This is a genomic window from Streptomyces sp. E-08, from assembly GCF_049913095.1.
Classification (GTDB): Bacteria; Actinomycetota; Actinomycetes; order Streptomycetales; family Streptomycetaceae; genus Streptomyces.
The window spans coordinates 7,908,002-7,927,113 of the sequence record NZ_CP183971.1 but is presented as its reverse complement, the minus strand read 5'-3'; the positions used below and the strand labels follow the sequence as shown (position 1 = coordinate 7,927,113).

The window sequence follows — 19,112 nt, the reverse complement described above, 5'->3', positions numbered from 1 at the left end:
GGCGGAACGGGGACGACCGCGGGATGTCGACGGTCGTGGGCGGGGGCAACGTCACCGGCGGGAACTTCTCAGTACTCGATCGGGTCACGCCGCATGAGGCGGCGCAGGAGCAGGGTGAAAGCGGCGACCAGGACAAGGCTCGTGACGTCGGCCGCGCACACCACGCCGATCTGCGGGATGCCGTCGCCGGTGAACGCGTTGCGGTAGAAGACGCCACCAGGAGTAGGGCGAGGCGTCCGCCGCCGACCCGGCCCGCCCCGGGGCCGTCGGTCCTGCTGCCCTCCGATGCCCAGTGCGAGGCGCCACAGGTGTGGCGCCTCGCTGGACTGAGCGGGGCCGTCAGCGGGCGGCGGTCCTGATGGGGTGGGTTCCTCCCGCCGTCTCCAGAAGGGCTGCCGCTCCGAGGAGCAGATCCTCGCGGTGGTGGCGCGCCACGAGCTGGACGGCGCAGGGGAGCCCGTCGCTCTGTCCGGCCGGGACGCTGATCGCCGGGTGGCCGGTGTCGTTGAAGACGGAGGTGTACGCGATCGGGACGGTCCGTTCGCGTATCACCTCCGCGAGGTCGGGGCCCTCCGCCCACCAGGCCGTCGTCGGTACGGTCGGGGTGAGCAGGAGGTCGTGGCCGGTGAACAGGTCGGCCGCCCACTGGTCCAGGCGCGCCCGGTGCTCCCAGTACTGGGCGATCTCCTCCACCGTGACCGCGCGGCCCTGCTCCAGGACGGCCGCGAACCACGGCTCGAAGTCCTCTGGGCGGGCCGTGAAGGTCTCCAGGATGCTGGTGAGCCGGGCGCGGGCGAGTACCTTCTGCCTGAGCTGGGCGAGGAGGGGGAAGTCGTCGGCGCCGGGCAGTGCGGCGTCGTCGTCCACGACGTGGAGGCCCTGGGCGCGCAGCGCGTCCGCCGCCCTTTCGAGGGCTGCGAGCTGTGCGGGCTTCGGGTCGGCGACGCCGAAGGTGCGCAGTACACGGACCCGCGGCTGATGTTCGAAGTGTGCTGTGACGGCTTGCTGATAGGAGATCCCGGGCGCCGGCAGCGAGAACGGGTCCGCCGCGTGGTGGCCGGCTGCGACGTCCAGGTGGAGAGCGGTGTCCAGTACGGTGCGGGTCACGCAGCCCAGGACGGTGTTGCGGGGCCAGTGCGTGCTCCGGGACGGGCCCTGTGGGATGCGGCCCCGGCTCGGCTTCAGACCGACCAGTCCGCAGAGGGCGGCGGGGATTCGGGTGGACCCGCCGCCGTCGCCCGCGGTGGCGAGGGCGACCAGCCCGGCGGCGACGGCCGCGGCCGAACCGCCGCTGGAGCCGCCCGGGGAGAGGTCGGTGTTCCAGGGGTTGCGGGTGATGCCGAAGGCCTCGTTGGCGGTGTGGACGCCCGCGCCCATGGGCGGCAGGTTGGTCTTGCCGATGACGATCGCGCCGGCCGCGCGGAGCCGGGCGACATGGACCGAGTCCCGGACGGCGGGCGGGTTGTCGCGGAAGGCACGGGTGCCGTGGCTGGTCGGGAACCCGGCGGCGTCCTCGCCGTCCTTGACGAGGACGGGCAGGCCCGCGAGCGGGCCGAGTGCGGGGGCGTGACGGCCGATGCGCTCGGTGGCGTCGGCGGCCTCGGCGAGGGCGCGCTCGGCATCGAGCCGGACCACGGACCCCAGGACGCCGTCGTGCTCGCGAACGCGGTCCAGGGTGTGGTGCATGAGCTCGGTGGGAGAGAGGGCGCGGCTCCGCATCAGAGCGATGAGCTCGGTGGCCGAGGCGTAGGAGAGGTCGGTCGTGTCAGTCATGGGCGGCGTGCTCCGGGTTGCGGGGAGGGGGCGGGGTACGGGGTTCGGCGTGTGCGGTGGCTTCGAGGCTGAGTCCGGTCGTGCGGGGGCCGAGGGTGACGGCGACGACTCCGCCGACAACGGCCAGACCGGCCAGGAAGAGGAAGACCGCGCTGTAGCCGAGACCGGTGAAGACGGCGGCGATCAGGGTGGGAGCGGCGAGGTTGACCACCCGGGACAGGGCGTTGGCCGTGCCGGAGCCGAGGGCGCGGATGCGGGTGGGGAAGGCCTCGGCCGAGTACACCTGCAGGAACGGCACGGTCATCTGGAACAGCACGTTGACGGCGCAGCCGAGGACGAGGACGGCGGCGGGTGCCTGTACGAGCGCGAAGAGGAGGAGTGCGAGCGCACTCAGGAGGCCCAGGACGAACTGGGTGACGCGCCGGTCCCAGCGGTCGATGAGCGGAGCTGAGAGCAGGGCGCCGAGTGGCGCGGCGGTGGCGAGGACGGCCGACATGAGGAGGGTGTCGTCGAGTGCGAGACCGTTCTCGGCGAGGAGCGTGGGCGTCCAGGTCTGGAAGGCGGAGTAGGTGAGCAGCCCGGTCGCCCACATCGCCGAGACGACGAGGAAGGTACGGCGGTGGGCACCGTCGAGGAGGTCCCGCAGACGCGGCGGCGCGAGGGCCGGCGAAGGTCCTGGCAGAGGGTGTACCGACGCGGGATCGGCTGGTCCGGACCCCGCGGGCCCGGCTGCCGCGGACACCATCGGCCCGGGTCCCGTGGCCGTGGGCTCCCGCCCCGCCGGCCCCGCTCCGCACTGCCGCTCGATGGCGCGGACGATTTCGTCCGCCCGCGCGAACTCCCCGCGGGCGACGAGCCAGCGCGGGCTTTCCGGTACCCAGCGCCGGATCAGCCAGGCGAAGACGCCCCCGAAGAGCCCGAGCGCGAAGACCGCCCGCCATCCCCAGCTGCCCTGCGGGACGAGGAGGTAGCCTGCCCAGCCGGCGACGGGGATGCCGAGCGAGCCGATGACGACCTTGTACGTCTGTAGCCGTCCCCGGTGGGCGGCCGGGACGAACTCCGTCAGGACGACGATGGCGACGACGGCCATGCCCTGGGTTCCGAAGTGCGCGGCGAAGCGCGCCGCCATGAGCTGCCAGGGGTTCTGGGCCAGGACGCACAGCAGGGTTGCCGCGCAGTAGACGGTGACGAAGACGAGCATGGTGCGCCGCCGTCCGGCCCGGTCGGCGAGCCGGCCGCCGAGGATGCCGCCGGCGAAGGCGCCGAGCGAGGCGATGCCGGCGACGGCGGCGATGTCCGTCAGGGAGAGGTTCCACTGGGTGCGCAGGGCGGGGGCGACGAACGCGAAGGAGTACGTCTCCACCCACTCGAAGAGGATCATGCCCGCGAGGGCGAGGACCAGTCTGCGGTGGAACGTGCCGAGCGGGAGCCGGTCGAGGCGGGCTCCGAGCGTCACCGCGGCGGCCGACGCTTCGGTGGTGCTCATCAGATCACTCCGTCGGCCCGCAGGGCGGCGAGTTCGGTGGGGCCGAGGCCGAGCAGCTCCCGGTAGACCTCGGTGTTGTGCTCGCCGAGCGCCGGGCCGGTGGAACGGATGCTGCCGGGCGTCTCCGACAGGCGAGGGATCGGCGCGGGCATGGGGAGTGCGCCGAACTCGGGGTCCTCGACGTGGACGAGGCTTCCGCGTTCCAGGTAGTGGGGGTCGGCGGCGATGTCGGCGATGCTCATCAGCGGCGAGGCGGGGACGCCCGCGTCGTTGAGCAGCTCGGTGAGCGCGTCGGCCGTACGCCCGGCGACCCAGTCGGCGATGAGCGCGTAGAGCCGGTCCGCGTGCTCGATGCGCGCGCTTCGGGTGGCGTACTCGGGTGCGTCGGCCAACTCGGGGCTGCCCATGACGGCGGCGAGGCGACGGAAGAGCGGGTCGGTGCCCGCGTGCAGGGAGAGGCGCCGGCCGTCAGCGGTGGTGAAGTCGGTGGCGGGGACGATCAGCGGGTTGCGGTTGCCCAGCCGTTCACGGACCCGGCCCGTCGTGGCGTACGCGGTCAGGGCGTCTTCGGAGGCGCGGAAGCCTGCCTCGTAGAGGGCGAGGTCGACGACCTGGCCGCCGCCGCCCGCGGTGTCGCGGTGATAGAGGGCGGTGACGACGGAGAAGGCGCCGAGGTAGGCGGCCATGTAGTCGATGGTCGAGTACCCGCTGCGGACGGGCGGCCGGTCGGGGTCGCCGGTGACGTGGGTGAGTCCGGCGAAGGCGCTGGCTATCCGGTCGAAGGAGCCGCGGTCGCGGTACGGGCCGGTCAGGCCGTACCCGGTGACGTACACGAGGACCGTGTCCGGCGCGAGGACGCGGAGGGAGTCGGGGTCCAGGCCCCATTTCTCCAGTGTGGGCGGACGGTAGTTGGTGATCACCACGTCGAAGCGGGGGACGAGCTCACGTATGAGGCGCTGCCCGCTTGCGGTGCGGAGGTCCAGGGTGACGGACTTCTTGTTCCGGGCCTCCTGGGCCCAGTACGGGGAGCGTCCGCCGCCGGCGGCGCCCCGGGTGAAGTCGCCGTGCCCGGGTTCCTCGACCTTGACGACCTCGGCACCGAAGTCACCGAGGAACGTGGCGGTGACCGGTGCCGCGAGGACGGTGGAGAGATCGAGGACACGGATGCCCGCCAACGGAAGATTCGCCATGCGATGCCCCTCACACAGTAGTAACGTTTCGTTATTAACGGAACGTTGTTAGCGGGACCTTAAGCTAGGCGTCGCGCAGAGGACAAGACCTCTGGGGAAGACGCCGCGAAGGAAGAAGCCGACTGATGGACGGGGAGCCGGGCGTGAACGAGGGGCCAGGCGTGAGCGAGAACGGCGCCAAGCCGCGGCGCCGCCGTCGCAGCCGACAGGAGACCGAGGCCGACCTGCTCGCCGCCGCGCGCCGGCTACTGCAGCGCGACGGCGTGCTCGCGGGCGTCAACCTGCGCGAGATCGCGACCGAGGCCGGGGTCAACCACGGCCAGATCTACCAGTACTTCGGCAGCCGACAGGCCCTGCTGCGTGCCTCGGTCGCGGATCTGGTGGACCGCCAGACGGCCGAGCAGGACGCCGGGTTCTGGGAGCTGCCCTTCGCGGAGCGCAGGGCGACCATGTTCCGGCACCGGCTCGCCGAACCCGAGGTCGTACGCCTGGAGGCGCTGCTCGCCCTGGACGGCGACGAGGGGGTGAACCCACTGCCCCGCTTCGCCCAGACCCGGCGCAGCCTGGAGCGGGACCGGCGCGAGGGCGCCCTGCCCCCGGACGCCGACGCGGTGGCCGCCCACGTCATGGCGGCCTCGGCACTGGTCGGGTACGTGATCTTCCGCGAGGCGTACGCGCGGGACACGGGCATCCCCCTCGACGAACTCGACGAACGCGCCGAAGGCGCCTACGCCCGAATGGTCGCGGGCCTCGCGGGGACTCCCCCGACAGAAGAGACGCACGATCCGACGGCGCGGTGACACGCCGGAACCCCTGCGATCACCACCCACGCCGAGGGCGGTCCCTGACGTGTGGCGCCAGGTGGTGTCGCGGTCACCGCTGCTGAGCTGCGCTGATGTGCCCGCCGGCGCCTCGCTCCGCACCCGGCGCCCGGCACCCCGGGGAATCCACCCGTGCCCCGAGGCCGCCCTCCTGACCGGCGAGTTGAAGGAGCAGGTCGACCTCACGCAGGTCGAGGTCCAGTTCCAGCTGAAGCTGGGCGTGATCACCCTGATCCCGAAGTCGTACCTCCTCCCCGACCTGCTTGCCGCCTGGGGCGCGAAACTGTCCGGCGACCCCAGGCCGCCCGCCGGTGAGTGGAAGCAGAGCTGGACCTTCCAGCTGCCCAGGGAGATCCCGAAGGGCGACTTCCGCCTTTACCTCACCTCGTACGCCGAAGACGACTCGGACTTCGCCGACCTGAAGGCGCACGTCGACTTCCGCAAGCCCTGACGCCGAAGCCCACCGGGTTCTGTGCGCGCCGGCACATGCCGGCGCTCGGGGCCGTCGCGCCACCAGTGCCCGGCGGCCCCGTGCTGTTGAGTGCGGGCCGTTCGGACTGGCCTCGCTGCTTCAGGACTCCGGTCGGTTCGCGGTCGGCGGCGCGGGCCGCGTCAGTTCCGGGCCATACACGGGCCAGATCGCGGCTCTCGCGTACTCAGGGCGCACCAGGACGATGCCGCGCCCGGCGCCGCACGCGAAGCAGGCGATCACGAGTCCCGTGAGGACGCGTACCTGCGCGTCGAGTCGGCCTTGTCCGAGCTGCGCGGTACCCCCGTCTGTTCGAGCTGACGCTCCAGCTGACGGACCGTCCGAGGCCATCAGCGATGACCGACATGCGAACTCGACGATCGCCATCCTGGCCGGGGCCATCACCGGAGCTCTGGCCCGCGGCACGGCGGCTCCGGCCGCCTCACCATGCCGGCTTGCGGGTACGGGCATAGACGAAGGGGCCCGCCGGGTGGTCCTCGAAGTGGAGGTGCGGGCCGGTGACGTTGCCGGTCGCTCCGACCTTGCCCAGCTGTTGGCCCGCCCTGATCTGCTGGCCGGTGATGACGCCCCGTTTCGACAGGTGGCAGTAGACGTACACCCGGCCGTTCTCGGCCTGGAGGCCGCCCCAGCGGCCGTAGGCACCACCGTTGTCGTTGGACCACTGGATGGAGCCGTCGCGTACGGCGACCACCGCAGTGCCCAGTGCCGAGGCATAGTCGTCCCCGGTGTGGTAGCCGGCTAGGTACCGCGGATTCTGGATGCCGTAACGGTAGGTGACGAGATGCCCGGGCACCGGGGAGGGCACCCTTCCCGACCCCCCTTCGCCCTGGACTTCGAACCCGAAACGGGCACCGAGCTTCTTGAGCGAGTCCATTCCCGGGAGGCCGTCCGCGTCCGCGCCGGAGAAACCGAGGTGCCGCTGCCACTTGGCGTAGGCCTCTCTGGTGCGATCACCGTAGACACCCGGGCCCGAGCTGAAGTCGAGTCCCACCGCCTGGGCAAGGGCCTCTTGGACCACCAGGACGCTGGCGTTGTGCGCACCTGGGTGCAGCTCCGACAGACGTACGATCTTGGACATGATGGGCGTCCCTTCGTGGACCGTGATCAGTAGCCGCACGGTCCACGGTTGGGGTCGAACTGACAGACGCGGCCTGCGAGGTTCGTCCCGTCGCGGTACACGCCGTATCGAGCCATCACATAGTTCATGGCTGCGCAGATGTTGGCCACGCCGTCGTAGATGACCGTTGACGTACCAGGCTGGTGGAACGAGGCGAACGTCGGCGGGATGACCTGCATGACTCCGCGGGAGCAGTTGCGTGGATGGCCGTCGCTCTGCTTGGGCCCGGTGGCGTTGGTGTCCCAGTCGTTCACCGCGTTGAACCGGTACGACGACTCGCGCCGGGCGGCGACCAGGATGCCCGGCACCCAATGAGTCTCCGGTACGCGAAGGATGCGGCAGGCCTCCTTGGCCGCCGCCGTGGTGCTTCCGTCCGGCACGTGATCGAACTTGACGCTCGCCAGGGGGATGGCGGAGTGCCCTTCGACCTCTCCGTCCGGCAGGATAGGCCGCTCGAAGAAGCTCAGCCCACGGACCGTGAACCTCTGCCGACGGCCCAGTTCGGTGAGCGAGAAGCGCCCGAACACACCGTCCGCGTCGCCCTCGGTGAAGCCGAGCTTGCGCTGGAAGGCGGCCACCGCCGCTTTCGTACGCGGCCCGAACGTGCCCGGTGCCGCAGCGTAGTCAAGCCCCACTTCCTTGGCGAGCGCGCCCTGGACGATTCTCACTGAGGTGTTCCGCGCGCCGAGCACGACCTCCGAAGCTGTCACCGCGATGTCCGAACGCGGCAGTACGGGACCGGCCCAGCGCCATGAGGCGACGGCCGTCCCGCCCCGGTGATCGTCGGGGTCGGCGGTGGGCGGACAGCCGTCCTCGAACTTCGGCGCGAAGTAACCGACGACCTTCATGCTGCGCCGCTCCGTACGGTGCGAGTAGACGCCGTAGCCCTGGCCCGCGTCTTCGGCGTTCTCGGGAACGGTGTTGCCGCCCTTGGTGTAGACGTGGGTCTCGTCGAAACCGACCACGACCTCGGTGTGGCCGCCGGAGGACAGGTTCGTCCACGCCCCGATGGAGGGGTAGTCGGACCACTGATCGCGCGTCCTTGCCCATTCGGTGAAGACGGAAACGTTGTTGACCTTGGGAACGATGTGGTCCAGGCCGACGTCGGCGTACATGTCCCAGTTGAACATGACGCACCACGGCTCGCCGTCCTCGCCGAACTGCCTTCCGAACTGTGTCCGGTTGTCATAACCGGTCCCCGGCACGTTCGTCTCGTACACACCCTCGGGAACGCTCTGGATCTGATCGACCAGTCTCCGCCATTGAGGTGCTGCCATCGTCCGCCCATCCCTTCGATGAGTCGGCGTTCAGGGAACCCGACAGGACTTTGGTACGGAGGCCCACCCCTTCCAGCGAATCAGCCACGGCTGGTGATCGCCACCGGAGTGGGCGGTTGCCCCAGACGGCTTCACTGACGGCGATCGGTCCTGATGCGGAGCCCATGACCATGTGGCCCTCGGGCGTCCCCGCCGTTCACCTGTCCCTGTCTTCCGCGTCGGGGTCGATGCGGGCCGTCTGCCGGCCTGGAGTCCGGCCTCGGCACACCGCTACGGGGCCGGTTTGACGTTCTTCATCGTGGAATGCGAGGTGACGTTCTTTGCATTCACCGCCCGACGACTCGTCGAGGAGGCCCCCTTGCCTAGGCACTGTCCGGCGGATCATGTGATTACTAGAATTCAGGAGCGTCCATTCCCTGTTGATCAGCGCCGCGGACTGGATGGATGCGGCAGTGATGAGCGGCGCAGATCCGGTTCTTCCCGCAGCGGAAGGCGAACGGGGGGCCTGTGGGGAGTCGACGGTTGCATGGATGTCTCGGGGCGGCGGTGGCTCTGCTGCTCGCGATATCCGCTGCCACGCTCCTGGGCAGGTCGTGGACCGCTTGCGACGTGGGTGTGAACAACGCGGCCAACAGCGGTTTCCTGTTGTGGCTGTTCATCCCGGGCCTCTGGACGGTCCTGCTGCTGGCCTGGGTCGCGGTGGGCGCCCTTCTTGGGAGCCGTCCCCTTCTCCATGCCTTTGTCCTCGCGGTGACGCTCCTCGGCGTTGCCTGGTGCGTCATCTCGCTCTTCTGGGAGGGCGCCGCCTCTCCTCCCTGCCCCAACGGTGTGCCCCCGTGGTGGCCAAGCTTCATCCCTGCCCCGGGATTCTGAGCTCGGTCCCGGTGGGTCACGGCTTGAGCCAGAGGCGGACTGCTGCTGCGGTGACGGTGCCGTGGAAGACGTAGGCCGCGCGTCGTAACGGGTCGCGACAGCACGGGAGTTCTTGAGGCGGTTGATGGTCCGCTCGACCTCGTTCCGGCGCCGGTAGCGGTCAGGGGCGAAGCCGGTGGGTCTTCCGCCCGCACTGCCTTTGCGTCGGCGATTGGCACGTTGGTCCTTCAGTTCCGGGATGGTGTTGCTTGATGTCGCGCCGTCGCAGGTAGCGGCGGTTTCGGCGGGAGCTGTATGCCTTGTCGCCGCTGACGTGGTCGGGCCGGGTCCGGGGCCGTCCACCCAGTGGGCGGGGAACCCGGATCCGGTCCAGGACCTCGATCATCTGCGGGGCGTCGCCCCCACTGGCCTGAAGTGATCAGGAGAGCCATCGGGCGGCATCCGCCTTCCCCGGCGAGGTGAGCCCGCCCCGGGACCGTCCGAGCCCCTCGTCGGGGTGGTGGTGCCCGGGGCGTCGTCCTTAAACAGGATCCCGTTGAGGCACGCGGCTCCGATGGGGATCCGTGAAATCCCCAGGTCTGCTCTTCGTTCCTCAGTCCCTGCTTGTACACCGATGATCGATTGGCTTGTCTGAGGGGACGTAGCCTGTTGCCGCACGGGACATCGTTGAGGCGGGTAAGAAGTCACTGTGAGCGTTGGCAAGAAGTATGGAACGCACCCAGAGGTGATCGCGGCACTACTGGATGTCGTCGGCGAAGCAGCGATGGTGCTGTCGTTCCGGGAGGACCGCACGTTCGCCGCACTCAGTGTGGGGCGCTTCGGAGCTGTGGGATCGACTCGGCTGGACTGGGCAGGGGCCGAAGTCATCGAGCGGTGCGAGTCGTTCGACGCGGACGAACTGCGCAGGCTGGTTGCTTCGTGCGCTGGGGCGGACGAACTCGCAGTCGTGTTCTGGAGCAATCTCGCAGTGCCGTCCGTGGCTTTGCCTGCCGCTCTTGTAGCAGTCCAGGCGGAAGCAGTGTTGGAGTGCTCTCCTGAATGCTGGATCTATCTCGTCGACAGCGGAGTGCTGGTCGAGTTCCAGGACGGCGAGGGATTCACCGCGGGAAGGGTTCCGCGCTGATGCTGCTTCGACGCGGGTGGGGAATCCCGGTGAGCACGTGTCCCACCCCTGAGCCCGGGGTGGGGAAATTCAACGATCCCCATCAGCTCTCCATCCGTCTTGTCAACCGCCAGGCTGAGAGCTGCTCACACAAGGAGGTGCCCGCTACATGCAAGCGACGCAGCAGGTGAGGTCTTCCGAGAGGAAGATGGTGAACCGTCGCTTTGAGCCGGTGATCGTCGCCAGGAAGATCCGGGCTGTTCCTGCGGCATGAAGTCTGGCGACAGCTTCGGGTAGCCCGGGACGAGGCGTGACACCGGTTTCGAGCATGACTTGGTGCCGGTGGGACCAGATGTTCCAGAGCTGTGGGCAGAGGCGGATTGGCTTCCGAAGAACTTGAAGGCCGCGCCGACCTGGAGTTGAGCCCGGGCTGCACGTGCAGAGGTGCTGTCGTCCCGGTCGAGTGCGGATGCCCGGTCTTCACGGTTCACGCGGCCAGTCTGCCGGACCTTCCCGAGCGTGAAGCGGGTGACGGTCATGTCAGGGACAGCATTTGCCGGTGGGTGATGAGGCAGCAGGCGAGCTTGAGGTGCCAGAGCATCCAAGTGCTCTTCCAGTACTACGCCAGTTCCTGGACGGTCTTCAGGAGCACTCCAATCTGCTCGTCGAGGGAGTGACCGTCTCCGCCGCTGAGCACACGGCCGGGCGCCGACGACGCACAACAACCGCGTGGTCGCCGCCGGCCGCCTGCCCCGGCACCCCGCACACACCGTACGGTCCCGTTCCGCGACCTGGTCGCGGACGGGGCCGTGGGCTGTCTCGGCCGCGGTCACCCCACGCTGCTTCTGCGGGGTTTGCGAGGGCGTTTCGATCATGCGAACTACGTGCGTCGACCGTCCCGTACGCCGTTGAGGACCCCGTCCGCACCGGCGAGACTCCTGCCTGATACAGCCCCGCGTGGCCCCTCGGGCAGCGCCGGCATGTGGTCCTCGTCCGTGTCGCGAGCGCGGTCCATCGCTGCGCCCGACGGCCGGTTCCCGCACATCACGCCGCGCGGGGAGTACCCGAGAGGGCGGTGACCGAGCACAACAAGACGGTGTTCACCACCCGGCGGCACCAAGTCGGCCAACCGTGCGAAGAACGTCGTCGGGCAGGGCCCGGCCGTTCCGCGGAACCGGCTCTACTGCGACAGCGCTCGCCGCGAGAAGAACCGGTTGACCGCGGTGGCTACCTGCAAGCGGGGGGCGCCGTGGGCCGACTGCCTCGTGCTGCGCGGCAGCATGCCGATGGACGCCTCGTTCGGCGACTCCGCCCGTGCCACGAAGGACATCGACTGAGTCGTCGTTTCCGAGACCTGGCGCATCGAGGACGCCCGGACCCGTGCGATGCCGGGTATCGCCGCGGCAGCCGAGCACCTCGCCGCGAAGCGCGGGACGGATCTGGCGATTGCCGCGACCGGTGTCCGAGTACATCTGGACGTACGAGCGGGTACCCGGGCACCGTCTCGTCCTGCCGTGGGCCGCACCCGGGCTGCCCGGTGGCGGGCCAGCTCGACTTCGTCCTCCACGAGCGCCTCCCGACCCGTCCCCACCCCGCTGAGGTCGCAGGCGTCCGCCTGTCGGCCGCGGGCCGGCAGTGCTCCTTGGCCTGGAAGCATGCGACTGAGCTGCGACATGTGCATGTCGACCAAAGACCTGTGGGTCATCCCGTTCGCTGGGCGTTGGCTGACCTTGCCAGGGGCCCGTCCCGAACGCGCAACAGCGCGGGAGGCATCTCCTCGATTTTCAATGTAATGAAACTCCAAGGACGGACGGTCAGCCCCGCGAAGCACAACCTTACGAGCAGCAACTACGTGACAGGTACGATGTTTGATTGCATCGGCGGCGCGAGCGAGGACCCTCAAGCTGCACGCCTCCACAGGCCGGCCAGGCTGATCCTTTCAATAAAGATTGACTCTGGCGCTGCGTCAGGGGGAGGATGACGCAGCGCGACACGGCCATGTGCACCCGTCATCGGGCCGTCAGAAGAGGCCGAACACTCCGCGCTGTCAGCCGTCGCCCGTAAACAGCGGGCGGCTGCGCCCCAGCACTCCATCGATCCGGGGGGATCCCTGCATGTCCATCACCACTCGTCGCTCGTTGGCGCTCACTGCCGCGACCCTGCTGGTTGCGGGCTTCGCCGCCGCGAGCCCGGCCGTGGCCTCGACGAATCCCGTGCCGGCCGCATTCGCGGCGTCTCCCAGCGGCGTCGGGGTCGCCAACCCGACCCCGGCCGTGGCGCCGCGTCTGGCTGCCGCCCCCACGTTGACCCGCAGTGAAGTCCTCCAGCGTGCGAACTCCTGGGTGGGACTGGGGCTGGTGTACTCCGGCGGCGGCACCTACCAGGGGTATCGGACGGACTGCTCCGGCTATGCCTCGATGGCCTGGCAGCTGGGAGGTCCCGGACTGGACACCACCAGCTATGTGCCCGCAGGTGCGGCCGAGTGGATCGACAAGGCCGACCTGAAGCCGGGAGACGCCCTCCTGAACGACGGTGCAGGTCCGAACGGCCACATAGCCCTGTTCGCGAATTGGACCGACGCCTCGCACACCTCGTACATGGGCTACGAGTTCACTCCGGGGGGCGTCCAGTACCGCACCATCCCCTACCCGTACTTCAGTGGGCACGGCACGTTCAAGCCGGTGCGTGCCAACAACGTGGTCGACGACGTCGTGGACCCGGGTCCGGAGAACGTGGGGGTCTATCGTCCCTCGACACACGAGTTCCACCTGCGTCTGGACGACGGCCAGTTGAGGAAGATCGGCTGGGGAACGGTCGGCGACCGCCCGATCGCCGGAAACTGGGACGGACAGGGACCCGAGAACGTCGGCATCTACCGGCCCTCCACCCACACCTTCCACCTCCGCATGGACAACGGGACCGAGAAGCAGATCGGCTGGGGCAGCACCGGCGACATCCCGATCAGCGGCAACTGGGACGGCGGAAAGAACGAGAACGTCGGCGTCTACCGACCCACCAACCACACCTTCTACCTCCGCGCCGACGACGGCACCCTCCTCACCGAAGCCCCCTGGGGAGACGACGGCGACATCCCCGTCTCCGGAAACTGGGACGGCGGCCACGCCGACAACTACGGCATCTACCGCCCCTCCACCCACGAATTCCACCTCCGCATGGACGACGGAACCCTCAAGAAGGTCGGCTGGGGCACCACCGGCGACCTCCCCGTCGTCGGCGACTGGGACAACACCGGCCCCGACAACCTCGGCATCTACCGACCCGGCGCCCACCAGTTCCACCTCCGCGCAGCCGACGGATCACTCCTCACGCAGCTCACCTGGGGCGACGACGGAGACATCCCCCTCTCCGGCAACTGGGACGCACCGCAGTAACGCCCTCTCTTCTGCCGGGGGACGGCGTACGGCCCCTCTCATGAGCCCCGCCCGACCCGGCCCCCGGCAGAAGTAGCGCGCCGTCCTTCTCCCCTCTCGATCCGGAAGCCGAGCAGATCACCATGTATTCACGCCTGCGCCGTCATGCGACGGGCCTCGCCACCGCCACCGCCATCACCGCCGGCGCTCTCGCCGGCGCCACGGGCGCCCAGGCCGATGACCTCACGGACCTGTCGAACCCTGCCGCCGTGACCCGGGCGCAGGACTACTCATGCGGGCCCGTCCTCGGCTCCGACCAGGCCCTGGCCGACCAGCTGAACCCCGCGCTGACGGGCAAGCTCCGCGGCTTCATGACGCCCTACCGGCTGTCGTGCGCACGGGCGATCGTCTCCGCCGTCCGCTCCCGAGGGCTGTCCGAGCGCGCGGCTGTCATCGCCGTGACCACCGCGATAGTCGAGAGCACCCTGCGCAACAACCCGGTCGAGGAGGACCACGACAGCGTGGGCCTCTTCCAGCAGCGGGCCAGCTGGGGTTCGTTCGAGAACCGGATGAACCCGACCTGGTCCACCAACGCGTTTCTGGACGTGATGCTGACCGTGAACAACTGGGAGACCCGTCAGATCGGCGACGTCTGTCAGACGGTACAGCGCTCGGCGTTCCCCGAGCGCTACCAGCCCGAGGCGGGCGACGCCGGGCTGATCGTCGCCGTGCTGTTCCAGCCCGATCCGGGTCCGGAGAACGTGGGGGTCTATCGTCCCTCGACACACGAGTTCCACCTGCGTCTGGACGACGGCCAGTTGAGGAAGATCGGCTGGGGAACGGTCGGCGACCGCCCGATCGCCGGAAACTGGGACGGACAGGGACCCGAGAACGTCGGCATCTACCGGCCCTCCACCCACACCTTCCACCTCCGCATGGACAACGGGACCGAGAAGCAGATCGGCTGGGGCAGCACCGGCGACATCCCGATCAGCGGCAACTGGGACGGCGGAAAGAACGAGAACGTCGGCGTCTACCGACCCACCAACCACACCTTCTACCTCCGCGCCGACGACGGCACCCTCCTCACCGAAGCCCCCTGGGGAGACGACGGCGACATCCCCGTCTCCGGAAACTGGGACGGCGGCCACGCCGACAACTACGGCATCTACCGCCCCTCCACCCACGAATTCCACCTCCGCATGGACGACGGAACCCTCAAGAAGGTCGGCTGGGGCACCACCGGCGACCTCCCCGTCGTCGGCGACTGGGACAACACCGGCCCCGACAACCTCGGCATCTACCGACCCGGCGCCCACCAGTTCCACCTCCGCGCAGCCGACGGATCACTCCTCACGCAGCTCACCTGGGGCGACGACGGAGACATCCCCCTCTCCGGCAACTGGGACGCACCGCAGTAGCAGCGCCACTCCCCGCGATCAGTGTGGCTCGCTCTGTCGCCCGGCCCGCCTCGGTGTGCCGGGCGACAGGTCCCGGGCGGTCCTGAGGACCTCGGGACGGTCAAGGGCGGCCGAGACCCGGGCGAACCACGCGATCTCGCCATCCAGGGCGTCCGACTCGCGCCGTACCTGAAGCCTGCGCCCCGGCGCGGGATCGCGTTTGTCCGACGAGGCCTGGCTGGCGTAGCGGAGCAAGGCCGCCTCCGCCGCCGGCGCGACATGGGCCTCGTCTACTCCCGCCTGCCGCAGTGCGGCCTCCGCTCGGGCTTGATGACCGGAGTTCAGGTGCGTCTCCAGGGCGAGGATGCCGTCCTGGATCTCGATGACGCACCGGTAGAGCCTCAGTCGGGGGTTGCCGTGCCTGAGCTCGTCGGGCAGCGGCAGCACCACGCCCGGCGTCGCCGCCTGCAGCAGCCGCCACAGTGGCATGATGCGCTTCTGCTGCGCGACAACGGCCCGCTTGTACCGGAACTCGGCGAAACCCGGCCAGAGGACGGCAAGGCCGAACAGCACCCACGTCAGACCGAGGAGGGCTTGGGTCACCGTGGTGACGACCGCCGACTGCGGCACTCTCCAGCCAAGCTGCTGTGCGGTCACATAGACCAGCCGGTGTACGAGATAGACGGCGTCCGCCAGGAACGCGGACTTCAACAACCACATCGCCGTGCGCGCCGGGCCGGGGGCCACCTGCTTCCCGTGCGCCCAGCACACCCGCGCCGCCACCGCGACGCCGAACGCGGTGAACGACGTGAGCAGGGTCCAGTACGCGAACCCGGCAACGGACTTCTGGCCGTACGTCAGCAGGTCCACCTCACCGTCGGGTCGCGGCATCACCGCGAACACGACGGCCAAGGTGAAGGACTCGGCGGCCAGGAGACGCATGTTCAGCAGGGACACGCGGCCCCGGGCCCGGCCCGTGATCTCCCGGACGAACTCGATGACCGCGGCGGTGCCGACCAGCCCCACCACGTGCACCAGAAGGTTCGTGATACTGGCGATACCGATGAGCGCGTCCGTCACCCGTCGTACTGCCGGCGTGCCCAGGGTCACCGCGAGCGTCCACGAGCCCCACATCACCGTCAGCACTCTGTTGCGTCGCGGAGCCGCCTGCCACCCGGCCAGGCCGTACGCGCTGAGGAGCCACAGGAGCGGAAGCGTGATCAGCTCATACGGCCTCAACGTTCACCCGCCACCGGTATGTGTCCGCGAAGGTCCCCATCGCCAAGGAGATCGCGTCGACGGACCCGATCGGAGCCGAAGCAAGCGCGGACGGCCGCGCGTCGACGTACTCCCACAGCAAGGAGGCCAGCAGTTCGGCCTCGGCCTCCTGCCCTTCGTCCGTTCGGACCGGATCGCGTGCCAGGAGCCGAGCCGCCATCCGGGGGTCGAGGTCCGGGAACAGCTGCCGCAGGGCCACCTCGTCCGGCTCCCCCACCTGCCGGTGGTCCAGCAGCATGTGCGCCAGTTCATGCAGCACGATGTGCGACTGGTGAAGCGAGCTCGTTCCCACCGCGTGGTAGACGTGATCGCTGTCCCCGAGCGCGATCCACACGCCGCAGATCTGCGTGTCCGCGCCGTCCTCCTGGCGGAGGGGGAAGAGACGCAGGGGTCGGCCCCGGTGCCGCGCCACGGCGTCCGCCAGCGCCTCGATGGTGAACTGCCGCGGCAGGTCCAATTGTCTGATCAAGGAGTCGCAGTGCGCTTTGAACGCACGCCAGTCCTGCTCCCGCACTCCACGCCCCCACACTCGAACGGCATCAATCTACCGGGCCCCCCGCCCGCACATGGATTCTAGAGCGCCGCTCAGAACAGGCTACGAGGCGGCGTCCTGCGGAGCCTGGCCCTCGTCCGGGCGCTTGCCACCGGTTGAGTCGAACGCGCCGCTCTGCTCGACCAGAGAGCGCACCATGTCCAGACCCTGCGCGGACATGGTGGCCACGGCTGCCGCCCGTAGTGCGACCGAGCGCACGTCGTTCTCCCGCATCGCCGCGATCAGCGCGAGCTGGGCCGCCACGCGCTCCGCAACCTCGTCGTCGATGAAGTAGGCCTGTGGGACGCCGAAGAAGTCACCCACCGCCCGCAGTGTGCCGATCGTGGGATTTCCGGCCTTTCCCTTCAACAGCGTCCACAGTCGGCCGACGGAGACCTTCGGTTCCCCGTCCCCGGCGGCAGCACTGATGCCGGCGACGACCTCCTGCAAGGTGTAGCGGCGATGCAACGGCTGCACGTGAGCAAACAGGAACTCGAGCCGCTCGCCCAGTCGTGCAGCCTCAGGGTCGGCGGAAGTCTCCGCCTCCGCCCTGGAGCTGTCCCCGTCATTCACACCGCTCGCCCTTTCACCGCCTGAGACCACCTAGCCTATCCTCGCGCGGGGCCGGCGAGGACGCCTCGCGTGGCGTCCCTGGCCGTGGCCAGACGGTCCCATGGGGCTCTTCGACGAGACGAGACCTGCGGCCCAGCGCCTGCGGATGGGTGGCTGGGCCTGTCTCACCGTCGACGCTTGCGGCGGTGGGGGCCGGCATGGTCTGCGACTGCTCGGCCCGGATCTCGACCCCAGGCAGCAGACCGACTCTGACACTCACCTGAGCGCCTTCCACTGATCTCAAGCCGCGTTGGCAAAGCGTCCGCCGGCCCGTGGGTGGGCACCTGTGCGAGGACCTCGCGGAACCGGGCGCGATCTTCGACCGGCACCGGATGCTTCGCCCTCGCATCGCGCCTCGGCCGGATCTCTGCCGACACACGTACGCGCCCGTTGATCGAGAGGCCACCGCACGATCGGAATAGCCTCAGCACCGACCGGCAAGTCCCCGCCGACCGGCGCCCCGTGAACCGTCCACCAGGGCTCCCGTGGCTACCGAGGGGACGGCAGAGGAGTCGCTGGCCATGGCTGGTCAGCCGAGCGATCAGCAGAGCGCCGCCGGCGTTCAGGTCGATGGCCCAGGTCACCGGGCTGTCCTCGGCCAGCGCGAGGGCGTCGCCTATCAGCTCCAGGAGCTCGGGCTCATTGTTGGGCACCCGGCGCGATGGCGCCTTCGTTCCGTCCGTGTCGATCACCGTGCAGTGATGCGCGGCCTTGCCGGCATCCGTCCCCGCCCACAGCTCGGGCTCCCGAGCCTCCCTCATCGATCGGTTGACCGGTGCCTGCAGACGACCACGCCGACGTGTCCTTACGAAGCGATCTCTGTTCGCTTATCCCAATGAGTGGCCGTGTCGTCGCGGGGCGCTGGGCGGCCAATCAGTCAAAGCCACAACCACGGCATGAGCGCTTCCAGCCACACCCAGGCCCCTGGGTCTCCCGATCGTACGAAGGACCGGAATCAACCCGCCAACACGGTAAGGAGCGCTTCACGTGGCGGGTCTCGCCGGCTGAAGCGCTCAGCGTGCCGTGCCTCCCCGGTGGGCATAGACGGGGAGCCATGGTGCGATGACGGCGGCGTCCCAAACCCTGGCAGTCAGCCGCGCGCCGTGAGATCGTCCGCGGGTGACCGACGCTGCTGATGGGGCAATGATCTTGAGACGGCCGGACGACCGCGCTGCGTCCGCCCTGCGCTTCGCGACGGAACTCGTCGCGTGGGTGGCCACCCCCTGGGCCCTGGCCAGCCACTCATGGCTGCTTGCCGCCCTGTCCGTGCTGGCCCTGATCGGCCTTCCGACGTTGCTCTCCACCCCGGGGGACAAGGCCAACGTGATCATCGCGGTGCCGGGATGGGCCACGATCCTGCTGGTGCTGCTCCAGCTCGCCGCGGCCGTGGTCTCCTCATGGCTGGCCTGGCCCGCCTGGGCGGCGGCCCCCGTGACCCTGCTGGCCGCGGCCACCCTCGTCACGGAGCGTCGACGCTGGCGGTGGCTTGTCTCCGCGAACCGAATCGCCAACTGAAGCGCTCACCCGCCAGCTGGAGCGCTCAGTCGCAATGGCGGGGACCAGGCGTTTTACGCGGGCCGGTCTACAGCTCGATGCCGAGCAGCTCCACGTCGGTGAACTCCCCGTCCGAGCCGGGCGCGCGGCTGTTGTTGGCGCGGAAGTACATCCGGGCCAGGCCCTCGGCCGCGATCTGCCTGAGCTACCGCAAACGGTGCGGCCCACTCAGCGTCCGTCCGCCGGCCTTCGGCCGCGGGGCCTACAAGCACCACAACACGGTCGAGCGGTGCATC

General features: G+C 69.5%; 17 protein-coding genes and 1 pseudogene. 8 read left to right on the top strand and 10 right to left on the bottom strand.

The window, feature by feature from the left end:
* Positions 1-339: 339 nt before the first annotated feature.
* From ACN9MM_RS36230 to ACN9MM_RS36220, 3 genes are read right to left on the bottom strand one after another with little or no spacing between them, the layout of a single operon-like run.
* A complete protein-coding gene (locus ACN9MM_RS36230) occupies positions 340-1,773 on the bottom strand; it encodes an amidase (protein WP_426368007.1) in 1,434 nt (477 codons plus the stop codon).
* Positions 1,766-3,259, bottom strand: coding sequence for an MFS transporter (locus ACN9MM_RS36225; protein WP_426368006.1), 1,494 nt, complete (start codon positions 3,257-3,259; stop codon positions 1,766-1,768). The genes ACN9MM_RS36230 and ACN9MM_RS36225 overlap by 8 nt, the downstream gene beginning before the upstream one ends.
* The gene (locus ACN9MM_RS36220) at positions 3,259-4,449 is read right to left on the bottom strand and encodes a CaiB/BaiF CoA transferase family protein (RefSeq protein WP_426368005.1); all 1,191 of its coding nucleotides are present in this window, start codon (positions 4,447-4,449) and stop codon (positions 3,259-3,261) included. Before ACN9MM_RS36220 ends, ACN9MM_RS36225 begins: the two co-directional genes overlap by 1 nt.
* Positions 4,450-4,610: 161 nt before the next feature.
* On the opposite strand from ACN9MM_RS36220, the gene ACN9MM_RS36215 reads away from it, so the two are divergent.
* Both ACN9MM_RS36215 and ACN9MM_RS36210 read left to right on the top strand, forming a co-directional pair.
* Complete coding sequence (locus ACN9MM_RS36215; RefSeq protein ID WP_426368004.1) at positions 4,611-5,249, top strand: TetR/AcrR family transcriptional regulator; 639 nt, start codon at positions 4,611-4,613, stop codon at positions 5,247-5,249.
* A 64-nt stretch (positions 5,250-5,313) separates the two neighbouring features.
* Complete coding sequence (locus tag ACN9MM_RS36210) at positions 5,314-5,721, top strand: hypothetical protein (protein ID WP_426368003.1); 408 nt, start codon at positions 5,314-5,316, stop codon at positions 5,719-5,721.
* Positions 5,722-6,181: 460 nt separating this feature from the next.
* Here the strand turns inward: ACN9MM_RS36210 and ACN9MM_RS36205 are convergent, their stop codons facing one another.
* The gene (locus ACN9MM_RS36205; RefSeq protein ID WP_426368002.1) at positions 6,182-6,838 is read right to left on the bottom strand and encodes a peptidoglycan DD-metalloendopeptidase family protein; all 657 of its coding nucleotides are present in this window, start codon (positions 6,836-6,838) and stop codon (positions 6,182-6,184) included.
* A gap of 26 nt (positions 6,839-6,864) precedes the next feature.
* Positions 6,865-7,992: a peptidoglycan-binding protein gene (locus tag ACN9MM_RS36200; protein ID WP_426368001.1), complete on the bottom strand. Its 1,128-nt coding sequence runs from the start codon at positions 7,990-7,992 to the stop codon at positions 6,865-6,867.
* A gap of 708 nt (positions 7,993-8,700) precedes the next feature.
* Here ACN9MM_RS36200 and ACN9MM_RS36195 point away from each other — a divergent pair.
* Positions 8,701-9,027 (top strand): hypothetical protein, encoded by a 327-nt coding sequence (locus ACN9MM_RS36195; RefSeq protein WP_426368000.1) that lies wholly within the window; start codon positions 8,701-8,703, stop codon positions 9,025-9,027.
* 16 nt (positions 9,028-9,043) lie between these two features.
* Here ACN9MM_RS36195 and ACN9MM_RS36190 read toward each other — a convergent pair.
* Positions 9,044-9,544, bottom strand: a pseudogene (locus ACN9MM_RS36190) (IS5 family transposase); the annotation flags it as partial.
* A 171-nt stretch (positions 9,545-9,715) separates the two neighbouring features.
* Between ACN9MM_RS36190 and ACN9MM_RS36185 the strand changes: the two are divergent.
* The 4 genes from ACN9MM_RS36185 (at position 9,716) to ACN9MM_RS36170 (ending at position 14,921) form a co-directional block, all read left to right on the top strand.
* Positions 9,716-10,150, top strand: coding sequence for a hypothetical protein (locus ACN9MM_RS36185; RefSeq protein ID WP_426367999.1), 435 nt, complete (start codon positions 9,716-9,718; stop codon positions 10,148-10,150).
* Between the two features lie 1,193 nt (positions 10,151-11,343).
* The gene (locus tag ACN9MM_RS36180; protein ID WP_426367998.1) at positions 11,344-11,466 is read left to right on the top strand and encodes a hypothetical protein; all 123 of its coding nucleotides are present in this window, start codon (positions 11,344-11,346) and stop codon (positions 11,464-11,466) included.
* 777 nt (positions 11,467-12,243) lie between these two features.
* Positions 12,244-13,521, top strand: coding sequence for a hypothetical protein (locus tag ACN9MM_RS36175; protein ID WP_426367997.1), 1,278 nt, complete (start codon positions 12,244-12,246; stop codon positions 13,519-13,521).
* A gap of 122 nt (positions 13,522-13,643) precedes the next feature.
* On the top strand, positions 13,644-14,921 hold the full coding sequence (locus tag ACN9MM_RS36170) for a hypothetical protein (protein WP_426367996.1): 1,278 nt from the start codon (positions 13,644-13,646) through the stop codon (positions 14,919-14,921).
* Positions 14,922-14,939: 18 nt separating this feature from the next.
* Here the strand turns inward: ACN9MM_RS36170 and ACN9MM_RS36165 are convergent, their stop codons facing one another.
* The 4 genes from ACN9MM_RS36165 to ACN9MM_RS36150 all read right to left on the bottom strand — a co-directional run bounded on the left by ACN9MM_RS36165 (position 14,940) and on the right by ACN9MM_RS36150 (position 18,083).
* The gene (locus ACN9MM_RS36165; RefSeq protein ID WP_426367995.1) at positions 14,940-16,139 is read right to left on the bottom strand and encodes an MAB_1171c family putative transporter; all 1,200 of its coding nucleotides are present in this window, start codon (positions 16,137-16,139) and stop codon (positions 14,940-14,942) included.
* Entirely contained in the window at positions 16,126-16,692 is a 567-nt protein-coding gene (locus ACN9MM_RS36160) for a hypothetical protein (protein ID WP_426367994.1), read from the bottom strand. The genes ACN9MM_RS36165 and ACN9MM_RS36160 overlap by 14 nt, the downstream gene beginning before the upstream one ends.
* A gap of 81 nt (positions 16,693-16,773) precedes the next feature.
* Positions 16,774-17,283 (bottom strand): hypothetical protein, encoded by a 510-nt coding sequence (locus ACN9MM_RS36155; protein WP_426367993.1) that lies wholly within the window; start codon positions 17,281-17,283, stop codon positions 16,774-16,776.
* A gap of 164 nt (positions 17,284-17,447) precedes the next feature.
* Entirely contained in the window at positions 17,448-18,083 is a 636-nt protein-coding gene (locus tag ACN9MM_RS36150) for an IS110 family transposase (RefSeq protein ID WP_426367992.1), read from the bottom strand.
* Between the two features lie 382 nt (positions 18,084-18,465).
* Between ACN9MM_RS36150 and ACN9MM_RS36145 the strand changes: the two genes are divergently transcribed.
* Complete coding sequence (locus ACN9MM_RS36145) at positions 18,466-18,837, top strand: hypothetical protein (protein ID WP_426367990.1); 372 nt, start codon at positions 18,466-18,468, stop codon at positions 18,835-18,837.
* Positions 18,838-19,112 lie beyond the last annotated feature (275 nt).

Bases quoted from the DNA above. Each gene is read 5' to 3' on its own strand.
- ACN9MM_RS36170 (WP_426367996.1), top strand. From the start codon at position 13,644: ATGTATTCACGCCTGCGCCGTCATGCGACGGGCCTCGCCACCGCCACC.
- ACN9MM_RS36145 (WP_426367990.1), top strand. From the start codon at position 18,466: ATGATCTTGAGACGGCCGGACGACCGCGCTGCGTCCGCCCTGCGCTTC.
- ACN9MM_RS36205 (WP_426368002.1), bottom strand. From the start codon at position 6,838: ATGTCCAAGATCGTACGTCTGTCGGAGCTGCACCCAGGTGCGCACAAC.
- ACN9MM_RS36150 (WP_426367992.1), bottom strand. From the start codon at position 18,083: ATGAGGGAGGCTCGGGAGCCCGAGCTGTGGGCGGGGACGGATGCCGGC.
- ACN9MM_RS36200 (WP_426368001.1), bottom strand. From the start codon at position 7,992: ATGTACGCCGACGTCGGCCTGGACCACATCGTTCCCAAGGTCAACAAC.
- ACN9MM_RS36230 (WP_426368007.1), bottom strand. From the start codon at position 1,773: ATGACTGACACGACCGACCTCTCCTACGCCTCGGCCACCGAGCTCATC.
- ACN9MM_RS36220 (WP_426368005.1), bottom strand. From the start codon at position 4,449: ATGGCGAATCTTCCGTTGGCGGGCATCCGTGTCCTCGATCTCTCCACC.
- ACN9MM_RS36175 (WP_426367997.1), top strand. From the start codon at position 12,244: ATGTCCATCACCACTCGTCGCTCGTTGGCGCTCACTGCCGCGACCCTG.
- ACN9MM_RS36225 (WP_426368006.1), bottom strand. From the start codon at position 3,259: ATGAGCACCACCGAAGCGTCGGCCGCCGCGGTGACGCTCGGAGCCCGC.